Origin of the sequence: Alcaligenes faecalis (assembly GCF_009497775.1) — a bacterium.
GTDB classification, from domain to species: domain Bacteria; phylum Pseudomonadota; class Gammaproteobacteria; order Burkholderiales; family Burkholderiaceae_B; genus Alcaligenes; species Alcaligenes faecalis_D.
The window spans coordinates 3550264-3574473 of record NZ_CP031012.1 but is presented as its reverse complement, the minus strand read 5'-3'; the positions used below and the strand labels follow the sequence as shown (position 1 = coordinate 3574473).

The 24210-nt window shown below is 57.4% G+C and carries 22 protein-coding genes; 12 read left to right on the top strand and 10 right to left on the bottom strand.

The window, feature by feature from the left end:
• From DUD43_RS16465 to phoB, 3 genes are all read right to left on the bottom strand, one after another.
• A complete protein-coding gene (locus DUD43_RS16465) occupies positions 1–432 on the bottom strand; it encodes a VOC family protein (protein ID WP_153231128.1) in 432 nt (143 codons plus the stop codon).
• Positions 433–512: 80 nt separating this feature from the next.
• Entirely contained in the window at positions 513–1811 is a 1299-nt protein-coding gene (phoR, locus tag DUD43_RS16460) for a phosphate regulon sensor histidine kinase PhoR (RefSeq protein ID WP_153231127.1), read from the bottom strand.
• 4 nt (positions 1812–1815) lie between these two features.
• The gene (phoB, locus tag DUD43_RS16455; RefSeq protein ID WP_035270329.1) at positions 1816–2526 is read right to left on the bottom strand and encodes a phosphate regulon transcriptional regulator PhoB; all 711 of its coding nucleotides are present in this window, start codon (positions 2524–2526) and stop codon (positions 1816–1818) included.
• A gap of 257 nt (positions 2527–2783) precedes the next feature.
• Here phoB and ubiE point away from each other — a divergent pair, with 257 nt between their 5' ends.
• The 6 genes from ubiE (at position 2784) to rfaE2 (ending at position 8658) form a co-directional block, all read left to right on the top strand.
• Positions 2784–3554 carry a bifunctional demethylmenaquinone methyltransferase/2-methoxy-6-polyprenyl-1,4-benzoquinol methylase UbiE gene (gene ubiE, locus DUD43_RS16450; RefSeq protein ID WP_153231126.1) on the top strand — a complete coding sequence of 257 codons (771 nt, stop codon included), beginning with the start codon at positions 2784–2786 and terminating at the stop codon, positions 3552–3554.
• 214 nt (positions 3555–3768) lie between these two features.
• Complete coding sequence (locus DUD43_RS16445; RefSeq protein WP_026484475.1) at positions 3769–4761, top strand: Tim44 domain-containing protein; 993 nt, start codon at positions 3769–3771, stop codon at positions 4759–4761.
• Positions 4762–4941: 180 nt separating this feature from the next.
• A complete protein-coding gene (locus DUD43_RS16440; protein WP_153231125.1) occupies positions 4942–5571 on the top strand; it encodes a ubiquinone biosynthesis accessory factor UbiJ in 630 nt (209 codons plus the stop codon).
• Between the two features lie 2 nt (positions 5572–5573).
• Positions 5574–7130 carry a ubiquinone biosynthesis regulatory protein kinase UbiB gene (ubiB, locus tag DUD43_RS16435; RefSeq protein WP_153231124.1) on the top strand — a complete coding sequence of 519 codons (1557 nt, stop codon included), beginning with the start codon at positions 5574–5576 and terminating at the stop codon, positions 7128–7130.
• A gap of 174 nt (positions 7131–7304) precedes the next feature.
• Positions 7305–8174, top strand: a complete 870-nt coding sequence (locus DUD43_RS16430) for a ferritin-like domain-containing protein (protein WP_153231123.1) — start codon at positions 7305–7307, stop codon at positions 8172–8174.
• Between the two features lies 1 nt (position 8175).
• Positions 8176–8658 carry a D-glycero-beta-D-manno-heptose 1-phosphate adenylyltransferase gene (gene rfaE2 / locus DUD43_RS16425; RefSeq protein ID WP_153231122.1) on the top strand — a complete coding sequence of 161 codons (483 nt, stop codon included), beginning with the start codon at positions 8176–8178 and terminating at the stop codon, positions 8656–8658.
• A 232-nt stretch (positions 8659–8890) separates the two neighbouring features.
• Here the strand turns inward: rfaE2 and DUD43_RS16420 are convergent, their stop codons facing one another.
• From DUD43_RS16420 to DUD43_RS16400, 5 genes are all read right to left on the bottom strand, one after another.
• Entirely contained in the window at positions 8891–10213 is a 1323-nt protein-coding gene (locus DUD43_RS16420) for a TolC family outer membrane protein (RefSeq protein ID WP_153231121.1), read from the bottom strand.
• A gap of 15 nt (positions 10214–10228) precedes the next feature.
• Positions 10229–10909, bottom strand: a complete 681-nt coding sequence (locus tag DUD43_RS16415) for a protein-L-isoaspartate O-methyltransferase family protein (protein ID WP_153231120.1) — start codon at positions 10907–10909, stop codon at positions 10229–10231.
• 74 nt (positions 10910–10983) lie between these two features.
• Entirely contained in the window at positions 10984–11679 is a 696-nt protein-coding gene (locus DUD43_RS16410) for a 5'-methylthioadenosine/adenosylhomocysteine nucleosidase (RefSeq protein ID WP_153231119.1), read from the bottom strand.
• A 40-nt stretch (positions 11680–11719) separates the two neighbouring features.
• A complete protein-coding gene (gene thiD, locus DUD43_RS16405; protein WP_042486637.1) occupies positions 11720–12538 on the bottom strand; it encodes a bifunctional hydroxymethylpyrimidine kinase/phosphomethylpyrimidine kinase in 819 nt (272 codons plus the stop codon).
• A 7-nt stretch (positions 12539–12545) separates the two neighbouring features.
• Positions 12546–13352, bottom strand: coding sequence for a thiazole synthase (locus DUD43_RS16400; RefSeq protein ID WP_153231118.1), 807 nt, complete (start codon positions 13350–13352; stop codon positions 12546–12548).
• A gap of 677 nt (positions 13353–14029) precedes the next feature.
• Between DUD43_RS16400 and DUD43_RS16395 the strand changes: the two genes are divergently transcribed.
• The 6 genes from DUD43_RS16395 to DUD43_RS16370 all read left to right on the top strand — a co-directional run bounded on the left by DUD43_RS16395 (position 14030) and on the right by DUD43_RS16370 (position 21143).
• Positions 14030–14371 (top strand): hypothetical protein, encoded by a 342-nt coding sequence (locus tag DUD43_RS16395; protein WP_153231117.1) that lies wholly within the window; start codon positions 14030–14032, stop codon positions 14369–14371.
• 80 nt (positions 14372–14451) lie between these two features.
• Entirely contained in the window at positions 14452–16167 is a 1716-nt protein-coding gene (locus DUD43_RS16390) for a porin (RefSeq protein ID WP_153231116.1), read from the top strand.
• Positions 16168–16555: 388 nt separating this feature from the next.
• On the top strand, positions 16556–16873 hold the full coding sequence (locus tag DUD43_RS16385; RefSeq protein WP_153231115.1) for a hypothetical protein: 318 nt from the start codon (positions 16556–16558) through the stop codon (positions 16871–16873).
• 287 nt (positions 16874–17160) lie between these two features.
• The gene (locus DUD43_RS16380) at positions 17161–17673 is read left to right on the top strand and encodes a sigma-70 family RNA polymerase sigma factor (RefSeq protein ID WP_153231114.1); all 513 of its coding nucleotides are present in this window, start codon (positions 17161–17163) and stop codon (positions 17671–17673) included.
• A gap of 5 nt (positions 17674–17678) precedes the next feature.
• Positions 17679–18656, top strand: a complete 978-nt coding sequence (locus tag DUD43_RS16375; RefSeq protein WP_153231113.1) for a FecR family protein — start codon at positions 17679–17681, stop codon at positions 18654–18656.
• Between the two features lie 63 nt (positions 18657–18719).
• The gene (locus tag DUD43_RS16370; RefSeq protein ID WP_228125825.1) at positions 18720–21143 is read left to right on the top strand and encodes a TonB-dependent siderophore receptor; all 2424 of its coding nucleotides are present in this window, start codon (positions 18720–18722) and stop codon (positions 21141–21143) included.
• Between the two features lie 18 nt (positions 21144–21161).
• Here DUD43_RS16370 and DUD43_RS16365 read toward each other — a convergent pair whose 3' ends face one another.
• Positions 21162–22160 carry a helical backbone metal receptor gene (locus DUD43_RS16365; protein WP_228125824.1) on the bottom strand — a complete coding sequence of 333 codons (999 nt, stop codon included), beginning with the start codon at positions 22158–22160 and terminating at the stop codon, positions 21162–21164.
• A gap of 178 nt (positions 22161–22338) precedes the next feature.
• On the bottom strand, positions 22339–24207 hold the full coding sequence (locus DUD43_RS16360) for a TonB-dependent receptor domain-containing protein (protein ID WP_153231112.1): 1869 nt from the start codon (positions 24205–24207) through the stop codon (positions 22339–22341).
• Positions 24208–24210 lie beyond the last annotated feature (3 nt).

Genomic DNA, 24210 nt, shown 5'->3' with positions numbered 1-24210 from the left:
TTATTTGGCGAAAAGCGAATCCAGGCTATTGAAGGCTTTGAATTCCAGGGCGTTGCCCGAAGGATCCATGAAGAACATGGTGGCCTGTTCGCCGGGTTCGCCCTTGAAACGGATATAGGGTTCGATGACGAATTTGGTGCCAGCGGCAACCAGCTTGTCAGCCAGAGTCTGCCAGGTGGGCATGTCCAGCACGACGCCAAAGTGGCGCACGGGCACGTTATGGGCATCCACTGCGCTGGTGGCGTTGCTGCCACACTCTGAAGGGGCCAGGTGAGCCACGATCTGGTGGCCGTAGAAGTTGAAGTCAATCCACTGATCAGAGGATCGGCCTTCGGGACAGCCCAGTGTCTGTCCGTAGAACTGGCGTGCAACGGCCAGATCATGGACCGGAAAAGCCAGGTGGAAAGGGCGCAGCTCGTTGGTGTTGGACATGCTTGGCTCCTGTGCGGCATAAGGCCGCCAACGTGGTATTCAGAGCCGTTTATTGTAGGGCCAATATGGCCCCACATGTTCTAGCTGTCCTGGAGTCGAACCCGGCTCTTGGGGAAACGCAACATAAACACGCTACCCACTCCCAGACGGCTCTGGATCTGCAGGTCGGCATTATGTCGCACGATAATGTGTTTGGTGATGGCCAGACCCAGGCCGGTGCCACCCGTGGAGCGGGAGCGGCCCTTGTCGACGCGGTAAAAGCGTTCGGTCAGGCGGGGAATATCCTGGGCGGCAATACCGATGCCCGTGTCCTGAACGGAATAACAGGCCTCGCCATTGTCATTCAAGTACCAGCGTACGGTGATGGTGCCATCCTTTGGGGTGTAGCGCACCGCATTGGTAATCAGATTGGAGACGGCCGAACTCAGTTCAGTTTCCATGCCCTGAATGGCAATGCGTGGGTCCAGATCTGTGACAAAGCTGTGCTGGCCGCCGGAAATAGCTTCGCCTTGTTTCAGCGCGCTTTCAATTAATTGGCTGACCTGCACGGTTTCCCCTTCCACTGTGGGCGAGGATTCCAGCGTGGACAGGGTCAGCAAGTCGGCCACAATCGACTGCATGTGGCGGGTCTGCTCCAGCATCATTTGCTCGTAGCGCTGACGCTGTTCCAAAGGCAGGCTTTCGGGAGGCATGTCCTGCAGGGTTTCCAGAAAACCCAGCAATACCGTCAAGGGAGTGCGCAGTTCATGGGAGACATTGGCCACAAAGTCCTTGCGGGTGGTCTCCAGCATTTCAACCTGGGTGACATCACGTGTCACGATCAGGAACTGGCCCAGGCCATAGGGGGTTAACTGCAGCAGCAAGGAGCGTTCACGTCCGTCTTTGCTCAGATGCAGCAGCAAAGGACCGTCCCATTGGGGCTGGCGGGCGTAACGGGAAAACTCGGGTTCGCGCAGGATATTGAAGATGCTGTGATGGCGGTCCGTGGCCAGATTCAGGCCTATGTGTTCACAGGCGGTCTGGTTGCACCATTGCAGCTCCATTTCCCCGTTCAGGGTAATGGCACCGTCGGGCAGGGCCTCGGCGGCCATCATGATGCCGTCTACGTAACGATTCAGATCCTGGATTTCCTGCCGATCACGGCGCAGTTGGCGGTAGATGGGAGCCAGAATGGAGTCCCAGGGGCCAACCGCGGGGGGCGGCGGATCATTCAGGTTGTGGGTCCAGCGTTCAACGCGGGAAAGCTGCAGGGTGCTGATGACAACCAGCAATAACAGGCCACCACAAAACAAGGCCAGACCGGTGAGTGGCCCTAGCCACCAGCCGATCAAGCTGCCCAACAGGGCCCAGATAACAATAGACGTAAATATGCTGAACATGGGATCAGGCGGTCGGCGCCTTTTCCAGTGGGGAAAGGGCAAAACGATAGCCCGAGCCACGAATGGTTTCAATATGTTTGTCGTGTCCGCTAGGCTCCAGTGCCTTGCGCAAGCGACGAATGTGCACGTCTACCGTACGTTCTTCCACAAATACGTGGTCGCCCCAGACTTGATCCAGCAACTGGGAACGGGTGAATACGCGCTCGGTGTGCGTCATGAAGAAATGCAGCAGACGGAACTCGGTAGGCCCAATGGTCAGTGCCATGCCCTGGCTGGACAGACGGTGCGTGCTGGGGTCCAGCTGCAGATTGCCAATGGAGATCACATCGTCAGTTAGCTGGGGCGCGCGGCGGCGCAATACGGCCTTGATGCGGGCAATCAGTTCTTTGGGCGAGAAAGGCTTGGTGATGTAGTCGTCGGCACCGGCTTCCAGGCCATCGACCTTGTCCTGCTCCGAGCCTTTGGCGGTCAGCATGATGACCGGGATATGACGGGTACGTTCGTCCGAGCGCAGCTTGCGGGCCAGATTGATACCCGACGAGCCGGGCAACATCCAGTCCACCAGAATCAGATCAGGCAGCTCGGCACGAATGAGGATCTGGGCTTGTTCGGCATCGAAGGCGCGCAGCACTTTATGGCCGGCAAAAGACAGATTGACAGAGATCAGCTCCTGGATCGCAGGCTCATCTTCCACGACTAATATGCTTGTACTCATTGTTAGCTTCAGACTGGTCCGATAAAAAATAAAAGAGGGTCAGGCTGGCTGTCTGTATTGTGCCTGGGCGCGGGGCCTGCTGGTGTCATCAGGCGGCTCAAGGGCAATACGGGAGGCGCTTAAAATCCCTGACTGCACGTAATAGCGCCATCATATGGCGTTAATGTTTCAGGTTTGTGAACGTGTAAAAAAGGGGAGCACTCAGCGAGCCGGATTTTCGTTTCTGTACCGGGAAATCTGCGTTACGATTATGCACTATGGAAAAACAGCGTCCTCAAACCTCCTCCGTCCAGAACGCCGATACGCACTTCGGTTTTCAAACCGTGGCCGAAAACGAAAAAGCGGGCAAAGTCGCCCAGGTTTTTCATTCGGTGGCTAACAACTACGACATTATGAACGATCTGATGTCGGGCGGCCTGCACCGTATCTGGAAAGCCTTCACGATCGGCCGCGCCGCAGTGCGTCCCGGCATGAAAGTGCTGGATATTGCGGCGGGTACGGGTGATTTGACCAAGACTTTTGCGCGTCAGGCCGGTGCGGACGGCGAAGTCTGGCATACCGATATCAATAGCTCCATGCTGCGCGTGGGGCGTGATCGTCTGCAGGACAAGGGCATCATCACGCCTGTTGCTGTCTGTGATGCCGAGCACCTGCCATTTCCTGACGGCTATTTTGATCGCGTTTCGGTGGCCTTTGGTTTGCGCAACATGACACACAAAGACCGCGCACTGGCTGAAATGAAGCGCGTGTTGCGTCCGGGCGGCAAATTGCTGGTGCTGGAGTTTTCCCGCGTGGCCAAGCCTTTGCAGGCCCCGTATGACTGGTATTCCTTCAATATCCTGCCCCGTATTGGCAAGTTCGTGGCCAAGGACGAGGAAAGCTACCGCTATCTGGCTGAATCCATTCGCATGCACCCCGATCAGGAAACCCTGGCCGACATGATGCGCGAAGTGGGCCTGGAGCGCGTGCAATATTTCAATCTGACAGCCGGCGTGGCCGCGCTGCACGAAGGCATCCGTCTGGATTGATGCCGGGCGTACCCCCTCTCTATAACAGCGGCACCTTCAGGTGCCGTTCGTTTTTTGTCTGTAATTAACGGTAAAAAAAACATGGTGCATGAGAAGTTGTCATGTTAATGTTCAGCTTATCGTAAGTTTTCTTGAATAATCGACTGGGATGGCATGGCCGGGGGCTTCAAAACCCTGTGTGTTAAACGCTTGTTCTGGTCAGGAGTTTGTGACTATGTCTGGACGGCTTTCTCGTTATTTCATGGCCGCTGTATTGGCTTTTAGCACCGGCGCCTTGCTGACCGTTTCTTATGATGCGGAAGCACGACGCATGGGTGGTGGCTCCAGTTTTGGCCGCCAATCCTCCAACATCACCAGCAATCGCTCGGCAGCGACGCCTCCTGCTGCAGCGAATAACGCCACTCGTTCGGCTACTCCTGCTGCGGGTGCCGCTGCCGCCGGTACCGCCGCTGCGGGTACGGCTGCCAAGTCGGGCATGTCCCGCTTCCTGGGTCCGATCGCCGGTATCGCCGCCGGTCTGGGTATTGCCGCCTTGCTGTCCAGCATGGGTCTGGGCGGTGCTTTCCTGGAAATGATGTCCAGCCTCTTGCTGATCGGTCTGGTGATCTTCGCCGTTCTGTTCATCGTACGTCGTCTGCGTGGCTCGGCGGCTCGTCCTGCCATGCAACAGGCCGGTGGTCAGTCTATGATGCGCAATGCCGATCCTGCTCCTAGCCCATGGAAACAGCCCCAGGCTGCACCAGCACCTATGCCTGCTGCCGCTCCTGCTGCTCAGCCCGCTGCTGCCGCCGCTGTTCCAGCGCCTCCGGTAGACGAAAGCTGGTTCATCCCTGGTGATTTCGACACGCCTACCTTCCTGGCCAATGCCAAGACCCAGTTCGTGGAAATCCAGAAACTGTGGGACAAGGGCGACGTGGAACAACTGCGTACCTTCCTGACGGACGACCTGCTCAAAGAAGCCGCTCCTCAGATTGCCCAGCGCCAGGGCGAGAACGTAACTCAAGTGGTCCTGCTCAATGCAGAACTGCTGGGCATCGAAAAAGTGGCCGACGGCCATCTGGCCAGCGTGCGCTACTCCGGTATGCTGCGTGAAGAGGTGGGTGCAGAAGCCTTCCGCTTTGAAGAAGTCTGGAATCTGTTCAAGGCCGACGGCGCAGGCTGGCTGCTGGCTGGTATTCAGCAGATCCCGGTTGACCCCAACGCTTGATCTTTATCTATACAGACAGCCGCCTTCTTATCCAGGCGGCTGTTCTGTTATGAGCGCTCCCGTTTCGCTGTGATCCCATCTGCCCGTGTTCCTGTCGCCCTGTGCATCCGGCCGTGTCTGTGTCGGGTTAAACTGGCTGTTTTAATTGGACTGGTTTACTCGCCCCGGCAGTAGACTTGCATGGACATGCTTGGTATCCCTTCATTCCTAGAACCTGGCGCCGTGGGCGTGCGTTTGCTCAATGCCTTGCTTGATCGCGAGGATTGGGCGCGTGAGCGTTTGCGCAGCCATGCGGGCAAAACCGTGTCGCTGATTGTGGGCCGTTTGCAACTGGTCTACACCATCAGTTCTCAAGGAAAGCTGGAGCAGGGCCATCCTGCCGTGGTGCCGGATGTCACGCTGACACTGCCTCAGGACAAGCTGCCCGAACTGCCTCAAATTCTGCAAGACGGCGATTTCAGCCGTGTCGCCCAGCTAATGCATGTGCAAGGCGAAGCCGGTCTGGCCAATCTGGTGTCGGACCTGGCGGCCAATCTGCGCTGGGATGCCGAACACGATCTGGCCAAAATTGTCGGTGATGTCATGGCGGTGCGCCTGTTCAGTGGAGCGCGCCGGGCTTTTTCCGGTTTGCGGGATCTGGGTCAGCGTCTGGCAGGCAATGCCAGCGAATACCTGACTGAAGAAAGCGCCTTGCTGGTTACCCGCCCCGAGCTGGACCGACTGCGCGAGCAATCGGCCGGTTTGGCTCAACGCCTGGACGAATTGGACCAGCGTTTGAAACGTCTTGATGCGCGTCGGCGGGAGTCCTGAGCATGTTCTCCTTGTGTCGTCTGCTGACCATTCTGCTGGTTGTATTCCGTTATCGCCTGGACGAGCTGGTGCTATCAAGCATCCGCCACCCTTGGGCATCCCGCCTGTTGCGCATTGTGCGCCTGGGTCGCAAACCCAAGCTGCCGCGCGGTGTGCGCTTGCGTCTGGCTCTGGAAAGTCTGGGCCCGATCTTCGTTAAATTCGGTCAGGTACTCTCTACCCGCCGGGACTTGATCCCGCTGGATATTGCCGAGCAACTGGCTTTGCTGCAGGACCGTGTGCCGCCCTTTCCTTCGGAAGTGGCCGAGGCCACGATTCAAAAGGCTCTGGGTGCCTCGCCTTACGAGCTCTTCCAGAAGTTCGACCGCGAACCGATTGCATCGGCGTCGATTGCGCAGGTTCACTTTGCCGAGTTGCACAATGGCCGCGAAGTGGCCGTGAAGGTATTGCGTCCCGGCATGCGCGAAGTCATCCATAAAGACTTGCGTCTGATGCGCGTGCTGGCTGCGTTCATGGAACGGCTGGGCCCGGATGCCCGTCGTCTGAAGCCGCGCGAAGTGGTGGCCGAGTTCGACAAGTACCTGAACGACGAGCTGGACCTGATTCGTGAAGCCTCCAATTGCAGTCAGCTACGCCGCAACTTCACCAAAGACGCAGAGCGTACCCAGCTGTTGATTGTGCCTGAAGTGCATTGGGACTATTGCGCCTCGACCGTGTTCACCATGGACCGCATGAAGGGCATCCCGGTCAACCAGATTGATCGCCTGCGTGCCGCCAATGTGGATTTGAAGGATCTGGCCCGCAAAGGGGTGGAGATTTTCTTCACCCAGGTGTTTACCGACGGCTTTTTCCATGCCGACATGCACCCCGGCAATATTTATGTCTCGGACGCACCCGAAAGCCTGGGCCGCTACATCGCCCTGGACTTCGGCATTGTGGGTTCGCTGTCCGAGTTCGACAAAAACTATCTGGCACAAAACTTCCTGGCTTTTTTCCGGCGCGATTACCGCCGGGTGGCTCAATTGCACATTGAGTCTGGCTGGGTGCCACCTGAAACCCGTGAAGAGGAGCTGGAAGGCTCGGTACGCGCGGTATGTGAACCGTATTTTGACCGGCCCTTGTCCGAGATCTCTTTGGGCCAAGTGCTGTTGCGCCTGTTCCAGACCTCGCGCCGGTTCAATGTAGAAATTCAGCCGCAGCTGGTGCTGTTGCAGAAAACCCTTCTGAATGTGGAAGGGATGGGGCGGGATCTGGATCCGGAACTGGATCTGTGGGATACCGCCAAACCTTATCTGGAAAAGTGGATGTACCAGCGTATTGGTCCATCGGGCTTTTATTCGCGTTTGAAACAGGAAGCCGGGCAGTGGGCCCAGATCATGCCGCAGCTTCCGCGTCTGGTGTATTCCGCTTTGAATAGGCCAGAGACAGGGCAGGCGTTGAACCAGGAACTTAAGCTGTTGCGCCAGTCGCAGCAGCAGACCAACCGATTATTGACTGCCTTATGTGCTGTACTGGCGGTTGCGGTCGGGGTGGCCATCTGGGCTTTGGTGGGGCGATAAGTGTGACGACCCCGCAACGCGTCAGTTTTTTTGTGGCTGACATATTTCTGATAACTGCAGGTTCTACGATAGACGCAGGTCCGCCAGCCTATTGCTAAGCTGGCGCTTTCCGGCGCCTTCCGGACGGTGAATGGCCGCCCTCAAGGAACCGCTTGATTCTTTTTAGGAATCGTTATGCTTTACCATGACTTATTTAAATCCATGGAAGCGGTGCGCTGGAATTTTGCGCATGACATACCGTGGGATGACTTTGATGGCACCAAGCTCAGCGACGAGCAGGCTTACACCATCAAGATGAACGCCATTACCGAGTGGGCAGCCTTGCCTGCTACCGAAATGTTCCTGCGTGACAATAAAGATGACAGCGACTTTTGCGCCTTTATGTCTGTATGGTTCTTTGAAGAACAAAAGCACTCGCTGGTTCTGATCGAATACCTGCGCCGTTTCCGCCCCGAGCTGATGCCTACCGAAGAAGAACTGCACAAAGTGCGCTTTGACTTTGATCCGGCCCCAGCCATGGAAACGCTGATGCTGCATTTTTGCGGCGAAGTGCGCCTGAACCACTGGTACCGCCGTGCTGCCGACTGGCACACCGAGCCTGTGATCAAGGCCATCTACAAGATCGTGGCCCAGGACGAGGCCCGTCACGCCGGTGCTTACCTGCGCTACATGAAGCGTGCCCTGGTACACAAGGGTCAGGAATTTGGCCTGCAAGCCCGTCTGGCTTTCTCCAAGATTGGTGTGCTGATGGCTTCGGCTCACCGCACCGCTCAGGCGCTGCACCCAACCAACTTGCACGTGAACAAAGCCATGTTCCCGGAAGACACCGTGCAGTCCAAGCTGCCCTCGCCCGGCTGGCTGGAAAACTGGCTGGATACGCAGATTCGCTTCGACAAGGAATGGGAGCACAAGGTCAGCTCGCGCATCTTGCACAATATGTCTCTGCTGATGGGCAGCTCCTTTGAAACCGTGCAGGAATTGAACCGCTACCGCAAGGATCTGGCACGTCAGGTCGGCTCGGATTCGACTCTGGTACAGGCTTGATATGAGCGCACGTTTCGAGGCCAAGGTGCTGGGTCTGGATGCCTTGCGTGACGCGGTGGAGCAGGGGCGCCTGGCGCGCCCGCTGGTCTTTACCAATGGTGTGTTTGATATTTTGCACCGTGGGCATGTCAGCTACCTGGACGAGGCTGCTCAGTTGGGGGCCTCGCTGATTGTCGGTGTGAATACCGATGCCTCGGTGCGCCGTCTGAACAAGGGGCCGGAGCGCCCCATCAATCCCGAGCAGGATCGCGCTGCCTTGTTGGCTGCACTGGCCTGCGTGGATGCGGTGGTCTTGTTTGACGAGGACACGCCCGAAGCCTTGATCGCGGCCCTGCGCCCGGACCTGATCGTGAAGGGTGGCGACTACGATATGGAAGCCTTGCCCGAAACGGCCTTGGTGCGTAGCTGGGGTGGCGATGCGGTCGCCATTCCTTTTGAGTTTCAGCGTTCTACAACGGCGCTGGTCAAGAAGCTGCGCGACTGATCAAGCTGTATGGAAGTTTTGAATCCCGGCATGGTCCGGGATTTTTTTTGCCTGTTTGATTCAGGCATCGTGTCTTGTACACGTAGACAGGGATATGTGCACCGAAGCTGCTGTGAGCTGCTGATTGTCTGACATTGCGACTGTGAGCAAAGAGCGCTACGTATATATCTCGGGCTTTCAGAATCCCGAGGATTCAATTGGAGAGCTTTGTTGTAGCTTTGCCTGAGCCGCCTCAGGATGTGGGTTGAAGCAGATCGTTCACGGCGCGCAGGTCGTTTTCGTTCAGCGTGCCGCTGGCTGCTTTCAAGCGCAGGCTGTTCATCAGAACCTCATATCGGGCCTGAGCCAAGCTGCGTTGCGCTTCATAAAGCTGCTGCTGGGCGTTGAGCACGTCGATATTCACACGCACCCCAATCTCGTAAGCCAGTTTATTGGCCTCCAGAGCGTCCTGGCTGGACTTGGTGGCTGCTTCCAGTGCCTGCACACGGACTAGGCCCGTGGTCACGCCAGAGAAGTACTGGCGCGTCTGCTGGATGGACTGCTGAATGGCGAACTGGTGATCGTAGCGGGCCTGTTGCAGACGCGAGCTTTGTTCACGGACTTGCGAGCTGGTTTCACCACCACGGAAAATTGGGATGCTTAGTTCCAGTCCCAACGCACTGTTCAGCGAACGTGGGCCACCGCCAGCCTGGCCAAACAGAGTCTGGTCGCTACCGCTGCCGGTCTGGGCTTTCAAGGCCAGGGTAGGTTCGTGCAGGGCCTGGGTGCTTTTCAACTGCTCTTCGGCGGCACGGGCCTTGATGTCAGCCAGCGCGACATTCAAGCCGGATTGGCTGGACTGATCCAGCCAGTCTTGCAGATTCGCAGGCTGCGGGGCGGGCAGACGCAACGGTTCACGCAGGCGAGCCAGTGTTTCATAACGCTCCAGCGTTAGCGCAGCCAGCTTGTCCTGAGCCACTTGCAGGGCATTTTCGGCCTGCAAGACGCCAGCCCGAGTCAGATCCAGGCGTGATTTGGCTTCGTAGGTATCGGTAATCGTGGTGCCGCCCAGTTGAAAGTTCTGGTCAGCGGCGCGCAATTGCTCATCAATGGCGGCTTGCTGGGCTTTCAGGGTAGACAGCGTGTCTTGCGCCGCCAGCACATCAAAATAGCTTTGGCTGACGCGCAGCATCAAATCCTGCCGATCCAGCGTCAACTGAATATCGGCACCCTGCGCCAATAGCTGGGCGCGTTCATAGCGGGCCCAGGCATTGCGGTTGTAGACGGGTTGGCTCAGCGTTAGCGTCCAGGCAGCTCGATCGCTGGAGTGCTGATTGGACAGCTTGCTGGTTTGACGACGCTCTTGCAGTTCGGCGGTGCCGATAGCGCTGATCTGTGGCAACAATTGCGCCCTGCTTTGGGGCACTTGTTCCTGATCGGCTTGATGTATAGCCTGAGCAGCGCCAAATTGCGGTTCATGTGCCAGGGCCTGGTTCCAGGTCTGCAGCAGATCTTGCGACTGGGCGGTACTACTGAAGGCAAACAGCGAAAGCAATACCAGGCGCAAGGGAGTCATGAACCGCATAAGTACTTAAAAGCGAAATTGCGAAACGGCGGTGCCGCGCAAAGGTTTGATCCAGGTGTCGAACAGGGGCGTAGTCTCGAAGCTGGCCGCGCTGGTGCGAGTAATACGCACCGCCGTCATGACCGGATTTTGACCGACCACCACAACCAGACGGCCCCCGATACAGAGCTGGTACTTCAAGGCATCAGGAATGGTAGGCACGGAGCCGGTGACCAGAATGGCGTCGTACTCGGTGGTACCCCAGCCTGCGTGTGCATCACCCACTTCAACTTTGACGTTGCGCACATTGTTGCGCTGCAGGTTTTCCTGGGCGAAAGCGGCCAGTTTGCTGTCAATTTCGATGGAGGTAACTTGTTGGGACAGGTGAGCCAGCAAAGCGGCCTGATAGCCCGAGCCGGTACCAATTTCCAGCACGCCGTCGCTAGGCTGCAACAGCAGCTCTTGAGCCAGACGGGCTTCGACTTTGGGCGAGAGCATGGTCTCGTGCGTGTCCACGGCATTGATGATCAGTGGCAGCTCGGTGTCCGAAAAGGCCGAAGGGCGCAAAGACGAGGGAACAAAGCGTTCGCGCTGGACCTCGACCAATGCTTGCAGCACTTTTTCGTCGGATACGTTCCAGGGACGGATCTGTTGTTCCACCATGTAGTAACGGGCACGTTCGAGTTCAGACAGCGCAATATGGTTCATAGCTTCCAGAAAACTAAAGGCTTGGCAAAGAGCCGATTATAAGCCAGCGCATCGATAAAGATGCGCAGTTGGGCTTAGCAGGACGGCACCATCGCATGGAGCAAGGTGCTGGCGTTATTGACGGCGATGGGCAAAAAGGTATCAAAATCCATGTGTGCTTCGTTGTTGGCATTGTCTGAAATGCTGCGTATGCAGACAAAAGGCACGGTATTCAGATAGCACACCTGGGCAATGGCGCCACTTTCCATTTCGCAGGCTAAAGCATTAAAGGTGGCGCTTAACCACTGTATTTTATCGTTACATGCGATAAATTGGTCGCCGGTAACAATTCGGCCCGTATGGACCTGATGACCTTTGATCTGCTGGGCGGCGGTTTGGGCAATCGTCAGCAGGGCGGGGTCAGCCGGAAAATCAAAGGTATCCAGACGGAAAACCTGCCCCGGTGCCAAGCCCAGGGCTTTCAGTTCCACATCGTGCTGGACCAGCGTATCGGCAATGACGATATCGCCTGGCCGGATGCTGGGTTCCACCGCACCGGCAATGCCGATATTGATGATGCTGCCCACGGCAAATTCCGAGATCAGCATCTGGGTGCAGGCCGCTGCATTGACCTTGCCCACGCCGCAGACCACGGCCACAACGGGCTTGCCCAAATAGCTGCCGCGATGAAAGTCCATGCCGGCGCGCTGGATGGTCTGGGGCTCTTGCAAGCGCTCCAGCACAATCTCCAGCTCCTCGCGCATGGCGACAATAATTCCAAGTGTAGACATAAGACAGGGGCCTTCAAGCGGCCCGATCAAACGGCACGTATCAGGACGATGGCCACAGTTTATGGAAGTGATGCACCGGACCGTGTCCGCTGCCCACTGTCAGTTCACCCGAACGGGCAATGGCTTCGTACAAGTACTTTTTGGCAGCCAGGGCGGCATCAGGCACATTGCTGTATTGGGGCAGCAGGGCGGCCAGTGCAGCGGACAGGGTGCAGCCGGTGCCGTGCGTATTGGCAGTATCAATACGCTTGGCGGGCATTTCGATCATCTTGTCGCCATCGTGCAGCAAGTCTATGCAGTCCGAACCGGGCAGGTGGCCCCCTTTCAGGAAGACCCAGCGCTGATCGCTGTGATTCATCAGGCGACGCAGGCGCTCGGCGGCCTGACGCATTTCCTTGACGGTTTCTACCGGGCGGGCGTCCAGCAGGACACCGGCTTCGGGCAGATTGGGCGTGATCATGGTGCACTGGGGCACCAGTTGCTCGCGCAAGGCATGAACGGCTGACTTCTCTAGCAGATGGTCGCCACTTTTGGCGATCATCACCGGGTCCAGTACCAGATGCTTGGGTTTGAAGTGAGCCATGCGCTCGGCCACCACGGTGGTGACGGCCTCCTGGCCCAACATGCCGATCTTGACGCCATCAATGCGCACGTCGGCAAACAGCGTATCAATCTGCTGGCGCACAAAGTCGGCAGGAACCGGGCTGATGCCGGTGACCCCTTGGGTATTTTGTGCCGTCAAAGCGGCAATCACAGCGGTGGCATAAGCACCCAGGGCGCTCATGGCTTTGACATCAGCCAGAATACCGGCGCCGCCGGAGGGGTCAACTCCGGCAATGGTCAGCGTATTGGGAATCATGTCTCGATCAGGTACGGGAGTGAATCAGCCCTTCGGTAGGGGAGCTGGGGTCGGCATCGTAGTATTTGCGGGGCACGCGGCCAGCCAGATAAGCCTGGCGACCGGCTTGTACAGCCAGATTCATGGCGCTGGCCATCATCACAGGCTGACGGGCACCGGCAATGGCGGTGTTCATCAGGACACCATCACAGCCCAGTTCCATGGCAATGGCGGCATCCGAGGCCGTACCCACACCAGCATCCACCAGCACAGGCACCTTGCTCTGATCGATGATCAGACGCAGGTTCCAGGGGTTGATGATGCCCATGCCCGAACCGATCAGGGAGGCCAAAGGCATGATGGCCACACAGCCCATATCTTCCAGCATGCGGGCCTGGATAGGATCGTCGGCGCAATACACCATCACATCAAAGCCTTCATCCACCAGGGTTTTGGCGGCTTTCAGGGTTTCGGGCATATTGGGGAACAGATTGCCGGAGTCGCCCAGTACTTCCAGTTTGACCAGCTTGTGGCCGTCCAGCAGTTCGCGAGCCAGACGCAAGGTACGCACGGCGTCGTCAGCGGTGTAGCAACCCGCGGTGTTGGGCAGCAGGGTGTATTTGGAAGGGGGCAGGTAATCGAGCAGATTGGGCTCGTTGGCGTTCTGGCCGATATTGGTGCGGCGAATGGCCACGGTCACAATTTCAGCGCCGCTGGCTTCAATAGCCTGACGAGTTTCATCAAAATCTTTGTATTTACCGGTGCCTACCAACAGCCGGGATTGGTAGCTGGTTCCGGCCAGGATAAAGGGGTCGTTGTTCACTGTTTGGGTCATGGTGGTGCTTTGTTGCGCATCCGTCTTCGTTGACGGATAAAGAATTGGTTTTTTGCTGGGCAAACACTGCAAGAATAATCCATTTGGCCGGTGCCCGCAGGAAAACCCGTATGCCGGCTTGCCGGTGCGCGGTGGGGATTTGGCTTGGGCAGAGGGCAGGCCAAGGATGCGGGCCGGATTGGCCTGCGGACGGGGCAAATATATACCTTGGCATATTCGCCTTATGTTTAAGGCCATGCACAAGGCCCCAATGCAGGCTGGCCCTGCCAGGGTGGCGATGCGAAAATTCTGTTGTTCCTCAAGAACGGGATTTTTCTTGAGGGATCCGTAGATTTCATGCGCTCTTTCTGTTTTATCGCTCGGACTCAAGCCTCAGGTGCTTATGTACCTGGGGCTTGACTCCGATTGGACAAGCTCTGATGCCTTGTCCCTCTGAAACAGACAGGGTGTGTATGGCTGATGCCTATGCAGGATACCCAGGCAGGCAGCCGATATTTTTGATTGTTAAAGGAGCACGTTCTTGGGCCCTGACCCTGAATCTGAAAGACGCAGCCCTGCGTTCTGCCCAGCGTTTCATGTCCGCATGAAACCCCATTGCGAATTGAGCACCGGCTCCAGGTTCCTCACGGTCTAAGACGTGTGGGGTGTTTCTGTGGCCGTGTGCCCAGGAGAATCCCATGCTGTTTTCCCGCCCCCACGATAGCTTGCAGCGCGCTTTGCGCATGGCTGTCGCCACTTACCGCCCCGTCGCCGTGTGCGACTTGCTGGCCTCGCACGGTACCCTGGCTTTTGCCCAGGCCTTGCCAGAGCTCTCCGCTCGTGTCCGTGCCGATGTTCTGGCCATGCTTCCCGAATTTGATCGCAACCAGGTCTACAGCGCCATGCATACCGGTGTCCGAGTAGGGCATCTGGGCCGCCGCCGGACTCATGGCCCCTCGCCCAGCCTGTTCACCCTGTTCCCGCACCGCTACGGCACGCAGGACTGGCTGCGTGAGTATCGCCAGCCCCAGCGCTCTTGATCTTTTTTACTGCGACGGCAAGACACCCTTGGTCTGCATAAGCGGGGTGGCCGTCCTTGCACCATCATGTAGAGGTACCCATGCGCGCAAGCCAGTCTTTCCATCCCGATCACAAGGCCGTTGCCCATCAGGGCCCGGTGCGTCTGGTGCGTCGCGCCCAGTGCGCGCTGAGCTATTACGCCAGCCGCAGCGTGCCGCAGGTGTTGCAGGCCCTGAATACCCAGCGCCACGGCCTAGCCTTTGATGAAGTATTGCGCCGTCTGATACAGAGCGGCCCCAATCAAGTACGGGTGCTGCGTTCCAGCCCCGCCGATCTGGTCCAGGTGGTCCAGACCATGAAAAAGCAAACATGTCAGGTGCGCCGCGACTTGACCATGTACGATCTGGCTCGGGATCACCAGTCCCGCGTTCCGGCTCGTATGTTGGTGGTCGGTGATATCGTGCTGCTCTCTGCCGGTGATTACGTGCCGGCGGATTTGCGCTTGATCCATCAGGATCACCTGATTCTTAACCGCGCCATTTTGCAGGCTGCACCCGATACTTGCGCCATGGGCGACCGGGTTGTGGCCGGGACCGCACAAGGTGTGGTGGTGGCGACGGGTAATCAAACCTTGTTAGGAGTTCTGATGCGTGAACCTGTTCCTGTTGCTTCCGGCTGGCGTCGTGTGCTGGAGTGCAGCCCTTTTCAATTGAGCAAAGCTGCTTCTTTGGCGGCAGGTGTAGCCCTGTTCGGTCTGGCTGGGGCGCTGCTGCCCGGCCACAGCCATGCTGAAACCTCGGTGCAGCTCTATGGCACTTTGGATGCCGGTTTGGGCTGGACGCGCGTGAGCGGTGAAGGCTCGCAGCGTGAAGTGTTGAGCGGCGGGCAGACGGATTCCCTGTGGGGGATTCGTGGCCATGAAGATCTGGGTGATGGGCTGCGTGCCACCTTCAATCTGGAAAGCGGCATTGATCTGGCTACAGGCCGGGCCGAGGACTCCGAGCGCCTGTTCAACTATCAGGCCTGGCTGGGTCTGGGCAGTGACAACTGGGGCGAGCTGCGTTTTGGACGTCAGTACACCGTGGGCCAGGAATTTGTCTCTGCCATTGAAGTGGGTTCCTGGAAGGACTTTGGCATGGGCGCTTTGATGCGTGCCTCGGACAACTACCAGATCTCCAATCAGTTCAGTTGGCGCAGCCCGGAATGGGCGGGCATGCAGTTGGGAGCCAGCTACAGCGCGGATGTGGGCGAGCAGGGCATGGGTGGCTCTCGCACCAAACTTTATAGTGTGGCCTTGCGCTACGAAGATGGTCCCTGGTTGCTGGGGGCCAGCTACGAGAGCTTGAGCCGTGTCGAATCCAATCGTCCTACGGCCTGGCAATTGGGTGCCAGTTATGACTTCGAGGTAGCCCGCCTTGCGGCAGGCTGGAGCCGTCAGAGCAATGGCTTTGTGGGCCTGAATGGTGATGATGGCCCGGCCCATCTGGACGACAAGGGCTTGGCAGGTTTGGGTCCGGCGGAGTTCATTAACGGTGGCCGTCTGGATACCTGGTATGTAGGCACGGCGATTCCTGTAGGCAAGGGCGAGTTCCAGCTGCAATGGTCCCTGGGCCGTCCGAACTGGACCTGGGAGGATACCGATGAGCGCGCACGTCGCATTCAGGTGATGTCTGTGGGCTATGTGCATGCCTTGTCGCCCCGTACCAGCGTCTATGCCTTTGCGGCTCAAGGACGTCGCTTCGATATGGAAACGGCAGCCAATGCCAACGAACCGCGTAGCAGCCGTGTGGCTTTTGGTGTGACACACCACTTCTAAATAAGGCACTGCATTTCTGCGCTTGGGCTGACCTTGTATCAGGCCCAAGGGCTGGGGCCTGCAAAGCGGTAGCTGCCTGGGGATAAGGGAGCAAATCACGTATCCCTAAGTATATTTTTGATGGCTCCAGGGTGATGAAAAGTGTGCCAATGCCTGGCAGACAAGCCCACACCCAGATGCGAAAATACTGTTGGTGCAAAAACCTTTGCACCTTCTTTTTTAACTACTCACGTTTAAAAGTAAATGGACCCTGATCCTTCTTTATGGCTTTGTTCCTGTAAAGGGCAAGCCTCCTTAATGACCAGTCAATTGGACGCTGGACCACAAAGCGGGCCCCTCTGATGAGGTAAGCACTCTTTCTGGGCCCCCGTGTCCGAAGGAGAATGCTATGTTCCGCCTCAACCTGTTCCGTTCCGCTCCACACAACAACGCTCTGCAAGACGCTCTGCGCCTTGCCGCATCCCGTCAGCGCCAAGGCTACCTGCTGGAGCTGCTGCAAACCCACAGTGCTCGTGAGTTTGCTTATGCCCTCAACGACCTGTCCGGTCGCACCATTGAAAACGCACTGTCCACACTGCCTACCGTGGAGCGCAGCCAAGTCCTCAAGCATCTGTCCCGTCGTGCCAAAGCCCGTCTGAACGATGTGGAAGGCTTCCGCTGCCAGCCCACTCACGCTGTGCTGACCCTGCCTTCCTTTGTGATGTAAGGGTTTGGCAGATGCCCCGGAAACTCGGGGCCTAATCTCGCGCTATTGCAATGATCTGTGCATGGATCGTCAGGCGGGCATGGCTTGATAGCGATGCCCGCCTTCTTGTTTCCAGTCCGAACGCCTTTCCTCTTTGTTTTTGACAGCCCTTGCAGGGCGATTAGCTGCTTTTCAGCGACGATCTGTCGTGGCCAGACGACGCTTGTGGCCCTTGCCATCAGAATCCTTGTCTTTTCATGTCATAATTTTGGAATGAGAATGATTATTGATTAGTGCGTTCAGGGTCTATGGACTATCCGTCAGCGCCCATCGGGATGGGAGATTTCTATCAGGATCACCGTGGCTGGTTGTTGCGGTGGTTGCGCGCGCGTCTGCATTGCAGCTTTACGGCGGAAGATCTGGTTCAGGACACTTTTGTGCGTTTGCTGCTGGCCCCCTCTGCCGTTCATCATTTACGTCATCCTCGTGCGTTTCTGGCTACCACGGCCAGAAGGCTGTTAATTGATCGCAGCCGACGCATGGCTGTCGAGCAAGCATATCTGGAAGCCTTGGAGGCGACCTTGGCCGAAGGGGCACAAGCACCCTCGGCAGAGCAGTGCGCCCAAACTCTGGAGGCGCTGGCCTTGTTGGCCCAGGCTCTGGACGAGCTGCCCGCGCGGGCTCGCATGGTGTTTCTGAGCTGCTATCTGGATGGGGAAACGCAAGCCACCGTAGCCAAGCGCCTGGGTGTCAGCGAACGCACCGTGCGCAATGATCTGGTGCAGGCCTTGCTCCATGTTCAGACCTTGATCCCAGCTTGAGCCCCATGTCCAACGAGGAAATAGAGCGACAAGCCGCCCAATGGGTTGTGCTCTTGTCCGATCCCGAACAATTCACCGAACAGGCCCAGGCCGAGTTCATGGCCTGGCGCGCGCTGGACCCGCGTCATGAAGCAGCGGCCGCAGGTATGGAAGCGGTCTTGGGCAGAGTCAGAAAACTGGCCGTACAGGCCAATACCACCCCTGGCCGTAGTGCGCTGGATGCAGGATTGTCGGCGCGGCCCAAGCTGCTGCGCGATTGGCGTCAGGGCATGATGCTTTTGCTCTGGGCCGTGGTGTTCATCTTGCCGATTCTGGCCTTTGTCTTGCCCTGGTCCAAACAGTCCGTACACACCGCTGCCGGAGAATGGCGCAGCGTGGTGCTGGAGGATGGCACTCGCTTGGAGCTGGCCGGGGCATCGCAAGTCAAGATTTTGTATAGCAAGCAGTACCGGGATATTGAGCTGCTGGAAGGGCAGGTCCGAGTGGTGGTGGCCAAGCAGCCGGATCGGCCTTTGCGAGTCTTGAGCAGCGAGGCCGTCTCGCAAGCCTTGGGTACTGAATTTATTGTGCAGGAACAGCCGCAAGGCACCCTGCTGACCGTCCTGTCTTCTCGGGTGCTGGCTTATCCGCGCACCCAGGGCCCGGAAGCGGCTCGCGAACTGGGGCCGGGCGATCAGGTGCAGATTAATGCGCAAGGTCTGGGGGCAAACCGTCAGACCGATGTGAACAGCGTCATACACACGTGGGATCAGCGACAACTGCTTCTGGAGCATGTGCCTTTGACTCAGGCTCTGGAGCAGATCACCCGCCAGTACTCCGGCAAAACACAGATCAATCCGCAGGGCATGGAGGGGTTGACGGTTAGCGCCGTCTTGCCTGCTGACAAGCCCTTGTCGGCCCTGGCTTTGCTGAAGGACTTGTATCCCCGATTGCAGGTGCAGAACACGTCAGACGAAGGATTGATGATTAATTTCAGGCCTTGATTGCCGCTTTTTTGGGCTCGTGCGTCTTTAACAGATAGACCTTGCCAAAGAAGGAGAGATTTCATGGTCCCGAAGAATGCGCCGCCTTTGGCGCTCGTGAAGACGTCGTTCCTGCCCAATACCTGCCGCCGCCTGCTGGGCTTGGCCTTTGTGGGTGCCTTGATACTGAATGTGGCACCAGCCTCGGGCCAGACGACCCAAGCCTATGCGTTGGAAGCCGGGGATCTGGCCAGCCGCTTGAGCCAGTTCGCTCAACAGGCCGGGGTAGCGTTGGTGATGGACTCCTCCCGACTGCAAGGCCTGCGCGCTCCGCGCTTGCAGGGTCAGTATTCCGTGCAGGAAGGCTTTGCCGCCTTGCTGGCCGGGCAGCCGTTTCAGGTGCAAAGCCGGGATCAGGGCTATGTCTTGATTGCCGTGCCCGATAGCGGTGCCGTGGCTGATGACGCCGGTGTGCAGTCGTTGGCCAGTATCGAAGTACGCCGCAATGCGTTGGGTGACATCACCGAAGGTTCTGGGACTTATGCAGCGGGCACGATTGCCACGGCAACCCGCTTACGCCTGACGCCACGCCAGACACCGCAGGCCATCAGCGTGACCACACGCAAGAAGATGGACGACTTCAACCTGACCAGTATTGATGACGTGGTGCGCCATACGCCGGGCGTCAGCATCATTACTTACGACAGCGAGCGTACCGCCTACGAGGCACGTGGCTTCGACATCAAGAACTTCCAGTACGACGGCATCCCCACCTTGCGGGATTCGCCTTATTCCGCCGGTAATACGCTCAGCGATATGGCGATTTACGACCGGGTTGAAGTCCTGAAAGGGGCCTCCGGTCTGTTGACTGGCAGTGGCAACCCTGGTGCCACGATCAATATGATTCGTAAAAAGCCCACGCCAGAGTTTCAGGGCCACGCCAGTGCAGGCGCAGGCACCTGGGACAACTATCGCGGCGAAGTGGATTTCTCCGGTCCCTTGAACGAGACAGGTTCTATACGTGGCCGTATGGTCGGCGCCTATCAGGACAAGAAAAGCCAGCTGGACCACTACCAGCGTCAGACTTTGGTGCTGTACGGCATTGTGGAAGCCGACCTGACACCGGATACCCGCCTGACCTTGGGGGCGGACTTGCAGGATAACGACCCCAAAGGTTCGACCTGGGGCGGCATTCCGATTTATGACGCGCAAGGCAACTTCAACGATATGGACCGTTCCTTTAATAACGGTACGCGCTGGAGCCGCTGGAACCAGTACACCCGTTCGGCCTTTGCCACTTTGGAGCATGAGTTCGACAACGGCTGGATGGCCAAGGTGCAGCTCAATCATCTGATCAATGGTTATGACTCCGAATTGGCGGCGGTGGCTGCCGGCAATCCTGATCCTTTGACGGGTAAAGGCACCTCCTTATGGTCCGGGCGTTACGTGGGTAAGACGGTCTCCAATACAGCCGACTTCTATGCGACTGGTCCCTTTGAACTATTCGGACGCGAGCATGAGCTGGTCGTCGGGGGTGGCGTATCGCGTCGTCGCTGGACCAATGCGTCTTACGGTGAAAACAGCAATACCGATGTCTCGAATTACTACGAATGGGATGGCCGCTGGCCCCGCATGAACTGGGAGCACCTGGGCGACGATCGTGAAGTGACACGAGAAAATGGTTTGTACGTCAGTACGCGCCTGAACCTGCGTGATGATTTGAAGCTGCTGCTGGGCACACGCTACGCCAACTACAACAAGATGGATATGCGTGAGACGGGCGTATGGGTGCCTTACTTCGGGGCCGTGTACGACCTGAACGACAACTTCTCGGTCTATGCCAGCTACACCAATATCTTCCAGCCTCAAGACTTGCAAGACGAGGGCGGCCGCACTCTGGATCCCTTGCGCGGCGATAACTACGAGGTCGGTGTCAAAGGCGAATTCATGGGTGGCCGTTTGACGTCCAGCCTGGCTTATTTCGAGCTGCGTCAGGATAACTTTGGCAAGGAAACGGGTGGTCGCACACCTTCGGGTGGCATCGCTTACGAGGCGACTCAAGGTGTGCGCACTCATGGCGTAGAACTGGAAGTGGCTGGTCAGCTGACACCGCAATGGCAGATGCACGCAGGCTATGCCTACAAGCTGTCGCGGCGCGATGGTGAAAAGGTGTCCACCTTATCGCCAGAACACCAATTCAATATCTACACCACCTACGATTTCGAGGGTGACCTGAATGGTCTGACCCTGGGTGGCGGCGCACGTTGGCAAAGCAAGACCTGGGGGGATGTCAGCCGCCCCGGATCGCCGGGCAAGGTGCAGCATACGGTCGCGGGTTACTGGCTGGTGGATGCGATGGCGCGTTATCGCTTCAACAAGAATTTGTCGGCCACCTTTACCGTCAATAACCTGTTCGACAAGCGCTATTACTCCATGTTCTCCTGGTACAGCACCTATACCTGGGGTGAGCCGCGCAACATGATGCTGGCAGTGAAGTATCAGTTCTAAGCGGGAGTAGAAAACCGCTCAGGACACCTGGGCTCGATAGCGATCCAGCTGCTCGCATAGTTCGCGAGTAGCCTCTATCAGCCTGGGGCCGGGGCGGTACAGCGCATCCGGGTTCAGGTTCAGCAAAGCATGGGGACTCAGGCCCAGATGCTTTTCCCAGAACAGGTGGCGGGCACGCAATTGGGCCGGATCACGGTAGGCCATGATGACCACCTGCGGGCGTTTGTGCAGCACGTCTTCCAGACTGATGGTGGGTGCGACGGCGGCATGGCGGGCGTAGATGTTCTGCGCCTTGCAGGTGGTCAGCACATCCTGAATCAAGGGGTCGCGCGCCAGGGTGTACAAAGGCTCGGAACCGATTTCCAAAAACACGCTGACTGTCTCGCTCAGGCGGCTGTTCTGGCGCAGGGCGGCAATCTGATTGTCCAGCAAAGCAGCCATCGGAACAGCTACCTCGGCCGTATTCAGGCTGTCTCCTGCCAGACGGACAAAGGCAGGAATATCGTCCAGTTTTTCAGGGGCAGCAAAGATCAGGCTGATATGGGTTTGCTGTAGCTGACGCTGCAATTCAGGCCCGATCTGGTTGGCCTGCCAGGCCCAGACCTGATCAGGTTTCAGCTCCAAAAGCCGTTCGGGGTTCACGCGCAAGGCGTCCCCAACACGGGGCAGATCCCTGGCGGCAGGAGGGTAGTCGCTGGAACTGTCTACGGCGATCAAGTGGTCTTGAGCACCAGCGGCAAACAGGATTTCAGTGATGTGAGGGGCCAGACTAATCGTGCGGGCTGGAGCGACGGTTGGTGTGGAGTGGGCTTCTTGTCCTGTCGCAGCTTTGTCTGCTTTTTTATCTTGCTGCTTGCTCTGTACTTCTTGAGTGCTTTGCTCTGTGCTTGTCTGTGTCTGTGTCTGTGTCTGTGTCTGTGTCTGTGTCTGTGTCTGTGTCTGAGCCGTGGGCTGTATTTGAGCGTGAGCCTGTGACTGCAGCGGGTCTTGCTCCTGCGCTTGGGTCAGGATGGGCAATCCCCAAAGCAGGACGCACAGGCAAAGCAAACCCCATAGCCCCAATCCGCTCCTGACAGAGCGCTTCGGGTGCTGAAGACGATAAGTCGCAGGCAAAGAGGGCATCATGCGCCTTTAAGTAAATGGCGCGGCTCTTGAACAGAACCGCGCCAGAATCAAGCAAAGCTGATTTTACTGCTTACATGCGCCAGGCAAAGTTCAGGAACACGCTGGAGCCGGCGTTGTTATAGCCAAGACGGGCCAGGGTGTAGTCCTTGTCCAGCACGTTGTTCCAACGGAGCTGGGCTTCCAGGCTGGAAGTCAGCGGGTAGCTGGCAGTCAGGTTCAACAGGCCGTAACTGCCCAAGCGCTCAGTGTTGTCGCTGTTTGAAAAGCGGTGTGAGGCGAATAAATATTCTGCCCCAGTTTTTAGAGCCCCAAACTTTTGCTCCACGGCCACTTTGTAGTTTTGCTTGGCACGGCGCACCAATTGCTTGTCGGTGTTTCTGTCCTTGGGGTCAGTGAAGTCAGCACTGGCGCTCAGAGTGGTGTCGCCCAGTTGTTTCATAGCCGTTAAAGTCAGGCCAGTGATCCGTGCTTTTTCGGTGTTTGTCGTCGTGCAGTCCGAATTGGCATCACAGGCGTAGGTATTGATCAGGTCGTTGATGCGGTTCTGGTAGACCACCAAACCCAGTTCAGTGGTGTCATCCGTGTAGCGGATATGACCTTCCACGTTGCGGGATTTTTCGGGTTTGAGGTTGGGATTGCCCACAAAACTGCCGAACGGAGGATATCCGGCGTAAGGGGTATAGAGGTCGGCAAAAGTTGGGGCACGAAAACCTGTATTGGCGGCCACACCCACTGTCCAGTTATTGGTGATGTCCAAGTCGTAGCCCAGACCCCCCGTCACTTTATGACCGTAACCGCTGATATTGTCATTACGCACGCTGGCTTGCAGGTGGTGTTGATTAATATCGCCACGATAAATCAGGGCAAAGGCGTTGGTGTTGCGCTGATCATTGTTGTGAACGGAGGTGTGCGTCATGCGCTCTTCCAGACGTTCGGCTAGCAAGGACACGGTATGGCCTTGGGCAAATGTCAGGTCGTTTTGCCAGCTGTATTGGCGCTGCAGTGTGGAGTAGAGAGCAGAAGAAGAGCGGTTTTCTATCGTTTCTTTGCTTAGTGAGGCGCTCAGGCGGCTGGTCCACAATTCAGACAGCTTGTTGGTGCTGGTCAGGCCGTAGGCTTGCTGGCGTGTTTGGGTGCTAGGGGTGCGGGAAGTGAACGTCCCGTTGTCAAACTGGCCGTCCATGTAGCTATTGATAGCGGTTAGACCCAGATGCTGGCCTTGGGCCCACTCGTAACCCAAGGAACCGCTGAGCCCGTGTTGGGTGTAGCCATTTTTGTCTGGGTTGTAGGTGTATATACCTGCAAGTGGATTAGTAGCATTAAAGCCATCGCTTGTGCCGTAGCTGGAGGCCAGGCTGTAGTCCCAACCTTGAGATGCACCCGAAAGCCCGGCGCTGGCTTTGAAGGTGTCTTGCGAACCTATGCCAACATTCCCCCAGGCGCTCAAGGCACGGTCACCGCCGCCTTTTTTCGTGATGATGTTAATGACACCACCAATCGCATCCGAGCCATACAGGCTGCTACCTGCTCCACGCACAATTTCAATGCGTTCGATTAACACTGGGTCCAAGGCTTGCCAGTTCACCGAACCACTTGTGGAACTGTTGATGCGCATGCCGTCGATCATGACGCGCGTATGTTGGGGGTTGGTGCCGCGCAAATAGACACCACTAACGGTCTGAGGGCCGCCCTCGGTGTAAATCTCTACCCCAGGCTGACGCTGCAAAATTTCAGCCACGCTGCTTTGACCCGCTTTCTGCAAGGTTTCCTGATCAATCACCGTCACGTCACCCACCACGTTTTTCAGTGGCTGCGCCATGCGGCTAGGGGTAACAACAATTTGATCCAGCTTGGCAACAGGGGCAGTTTGGGCCGTGGCGATGAAAGGCAGGGCGCCCGCCAGGGCGACCATCAAGGGTCTGATGGACAGTATTGTCATGGA

Bases quoted from the DNA above. Each gene is read 5' to 3' on its own strand.
- DUD43_RS16400 (WP_153231118.1), bottom strand. From the start codon at position 13,352: ATGACCCAAACAGTGAACAACGACCCCTTTATCCTGGCCGGAACCAGC.
- DUD43_RS16390 (WP_153231116.1), top strand. From the start codon at position 14,452: ATGCGCGCAAGCCAGTCTTTCCATCCCGATCACAAGGCCGTTGCCCAT.
- DUD43_RS16375 (WP_153231113.1), top strand. From the start codon at position 17,679: ATGTCCAACGAGGAAATAGAGCGACAAGCCGCCCAATGGGTTGTGCTC.
- phoR (WP_153231127.1), bottom strand. From the start codon at position 1,811: ATGTTCAGCATATTTACGTCTATTGTTATCTGGGCCCTGTTGGGCAGC.
- DUD43_RS16430 (WP_153231123.1), top strand. From the start codon at position 7,305: ATGCTTTACCATGACTTATTTAAATCCATGGAAGCGGTGCGCTGGAAT.
- DUD43_RS16445 (WP_026484475.1), top strand. From the start codon at position 3,769: ATGTCTGGACGGCTTTCTCGTTATTTCATGGCCGCTGTATTGGCTTTT.
- ubiE (WP_153231126.1), top strand. From the start codon at position 2,784: ATGGAAAAACAGCGTCCTCAAACCTCCTCCGTCCAGAACGCCGATACG.
- ubiB (WP_153231124.1), top strand. From the start codon at position 5,574: ATGTTCTCCTTGTGTCGTCTGCTGACCATTCTGCTGGTTGTATTCCGT.
- DUD43_RS16385 (WP_153231115.1), top strand. From the start codon at position 16,556: ATGTTCCGCCTCAACCTGTTCCGTTCCGCTCCACACAACAACGCTCTG.
- DUD43_RS16440 (WP_153231125.1), top strand. From the start codon at position 4,942: ATGGACATGCTTGGTATCCCTTCATTCCTAGAACCTGGCGCCGTGGGC.
- DUD43_RS16395 (WP_153231117.1), top strand. From the start codon at position 14,030: ATGCTGTTTTCCCGCCCCCACGATAGCTTGCAGCGCGCTTTGCGCATG.
- DUD43_RS16360 (WP_153231112.1), bottom strand. From the start codon at position 24,207: ATGACAATACTGTCCATCAGACCCTTGATGGTCGCCCTGGCGGGCGCC.
- phoB (WP_035270329.1), bottom strand. From the start codon at position 2,526: ATGAGTACAAGCATATTAGTCGTGGAAGATGAGCCTGCGATCCAGGAG.
- rfaE2 (WP_153231122.1), top strand. From the start codon at position 8,176: ATGAGCGCACGTTTCGAGGCCAAGGTGCTGGGTCTGGATGCCTTGCGT.
- DUD43_RS16410 (WP_153231119.1), bottom strand. From the start codon at position 11,679: ATGTCTACACTTGGAATTATTGTCGCCATGCGCGAGGAGCTGGAGATT.
- DUD43_RS16465 (WP_153231128.1), bottom strand. From the start codon at position 432: ATGTCCAACACCAACGAGCTGCGCCCTTTCCACCTGGCTTTTCCGGTC.
- DUD43_RS16420 (WP_153231121.1), bottom strand. From the start codon at position 10,213: ATGACTCCCTTGCGCCTGGTATTGCTTTCGCTGTTTGCCTTCAGTAGT.
- DUD43_RS16380 (WP_153231114.1), top strand. From the start codon at position 17,161: ATGGACTATCCGTCAGCGCCCATCGGGATGGGAGATTTCTATCAGGAT.
- DUD43_RS16415 (WP_153231120.1), bottom strand. From the start codon at position 10,909: ATGAACCATATTGCGCTGTCTGAACTCGAACGTGCCCGTTACTACATG.
- DUD43_RS16370 (WP_228125825.1), top strand. From the start codon at position 18,720: ATGGTCCCGAAGAATGCGCCGCCTTTGGCGCTCGTGAAGACGTCGTTC.
- thiD (WP_042486637.1), bottom strand. From the start codon at position 12,538: ATGATTCCCAATACGCTGACCATTGCCGGAGTTGACCCCTCCGGCGGC.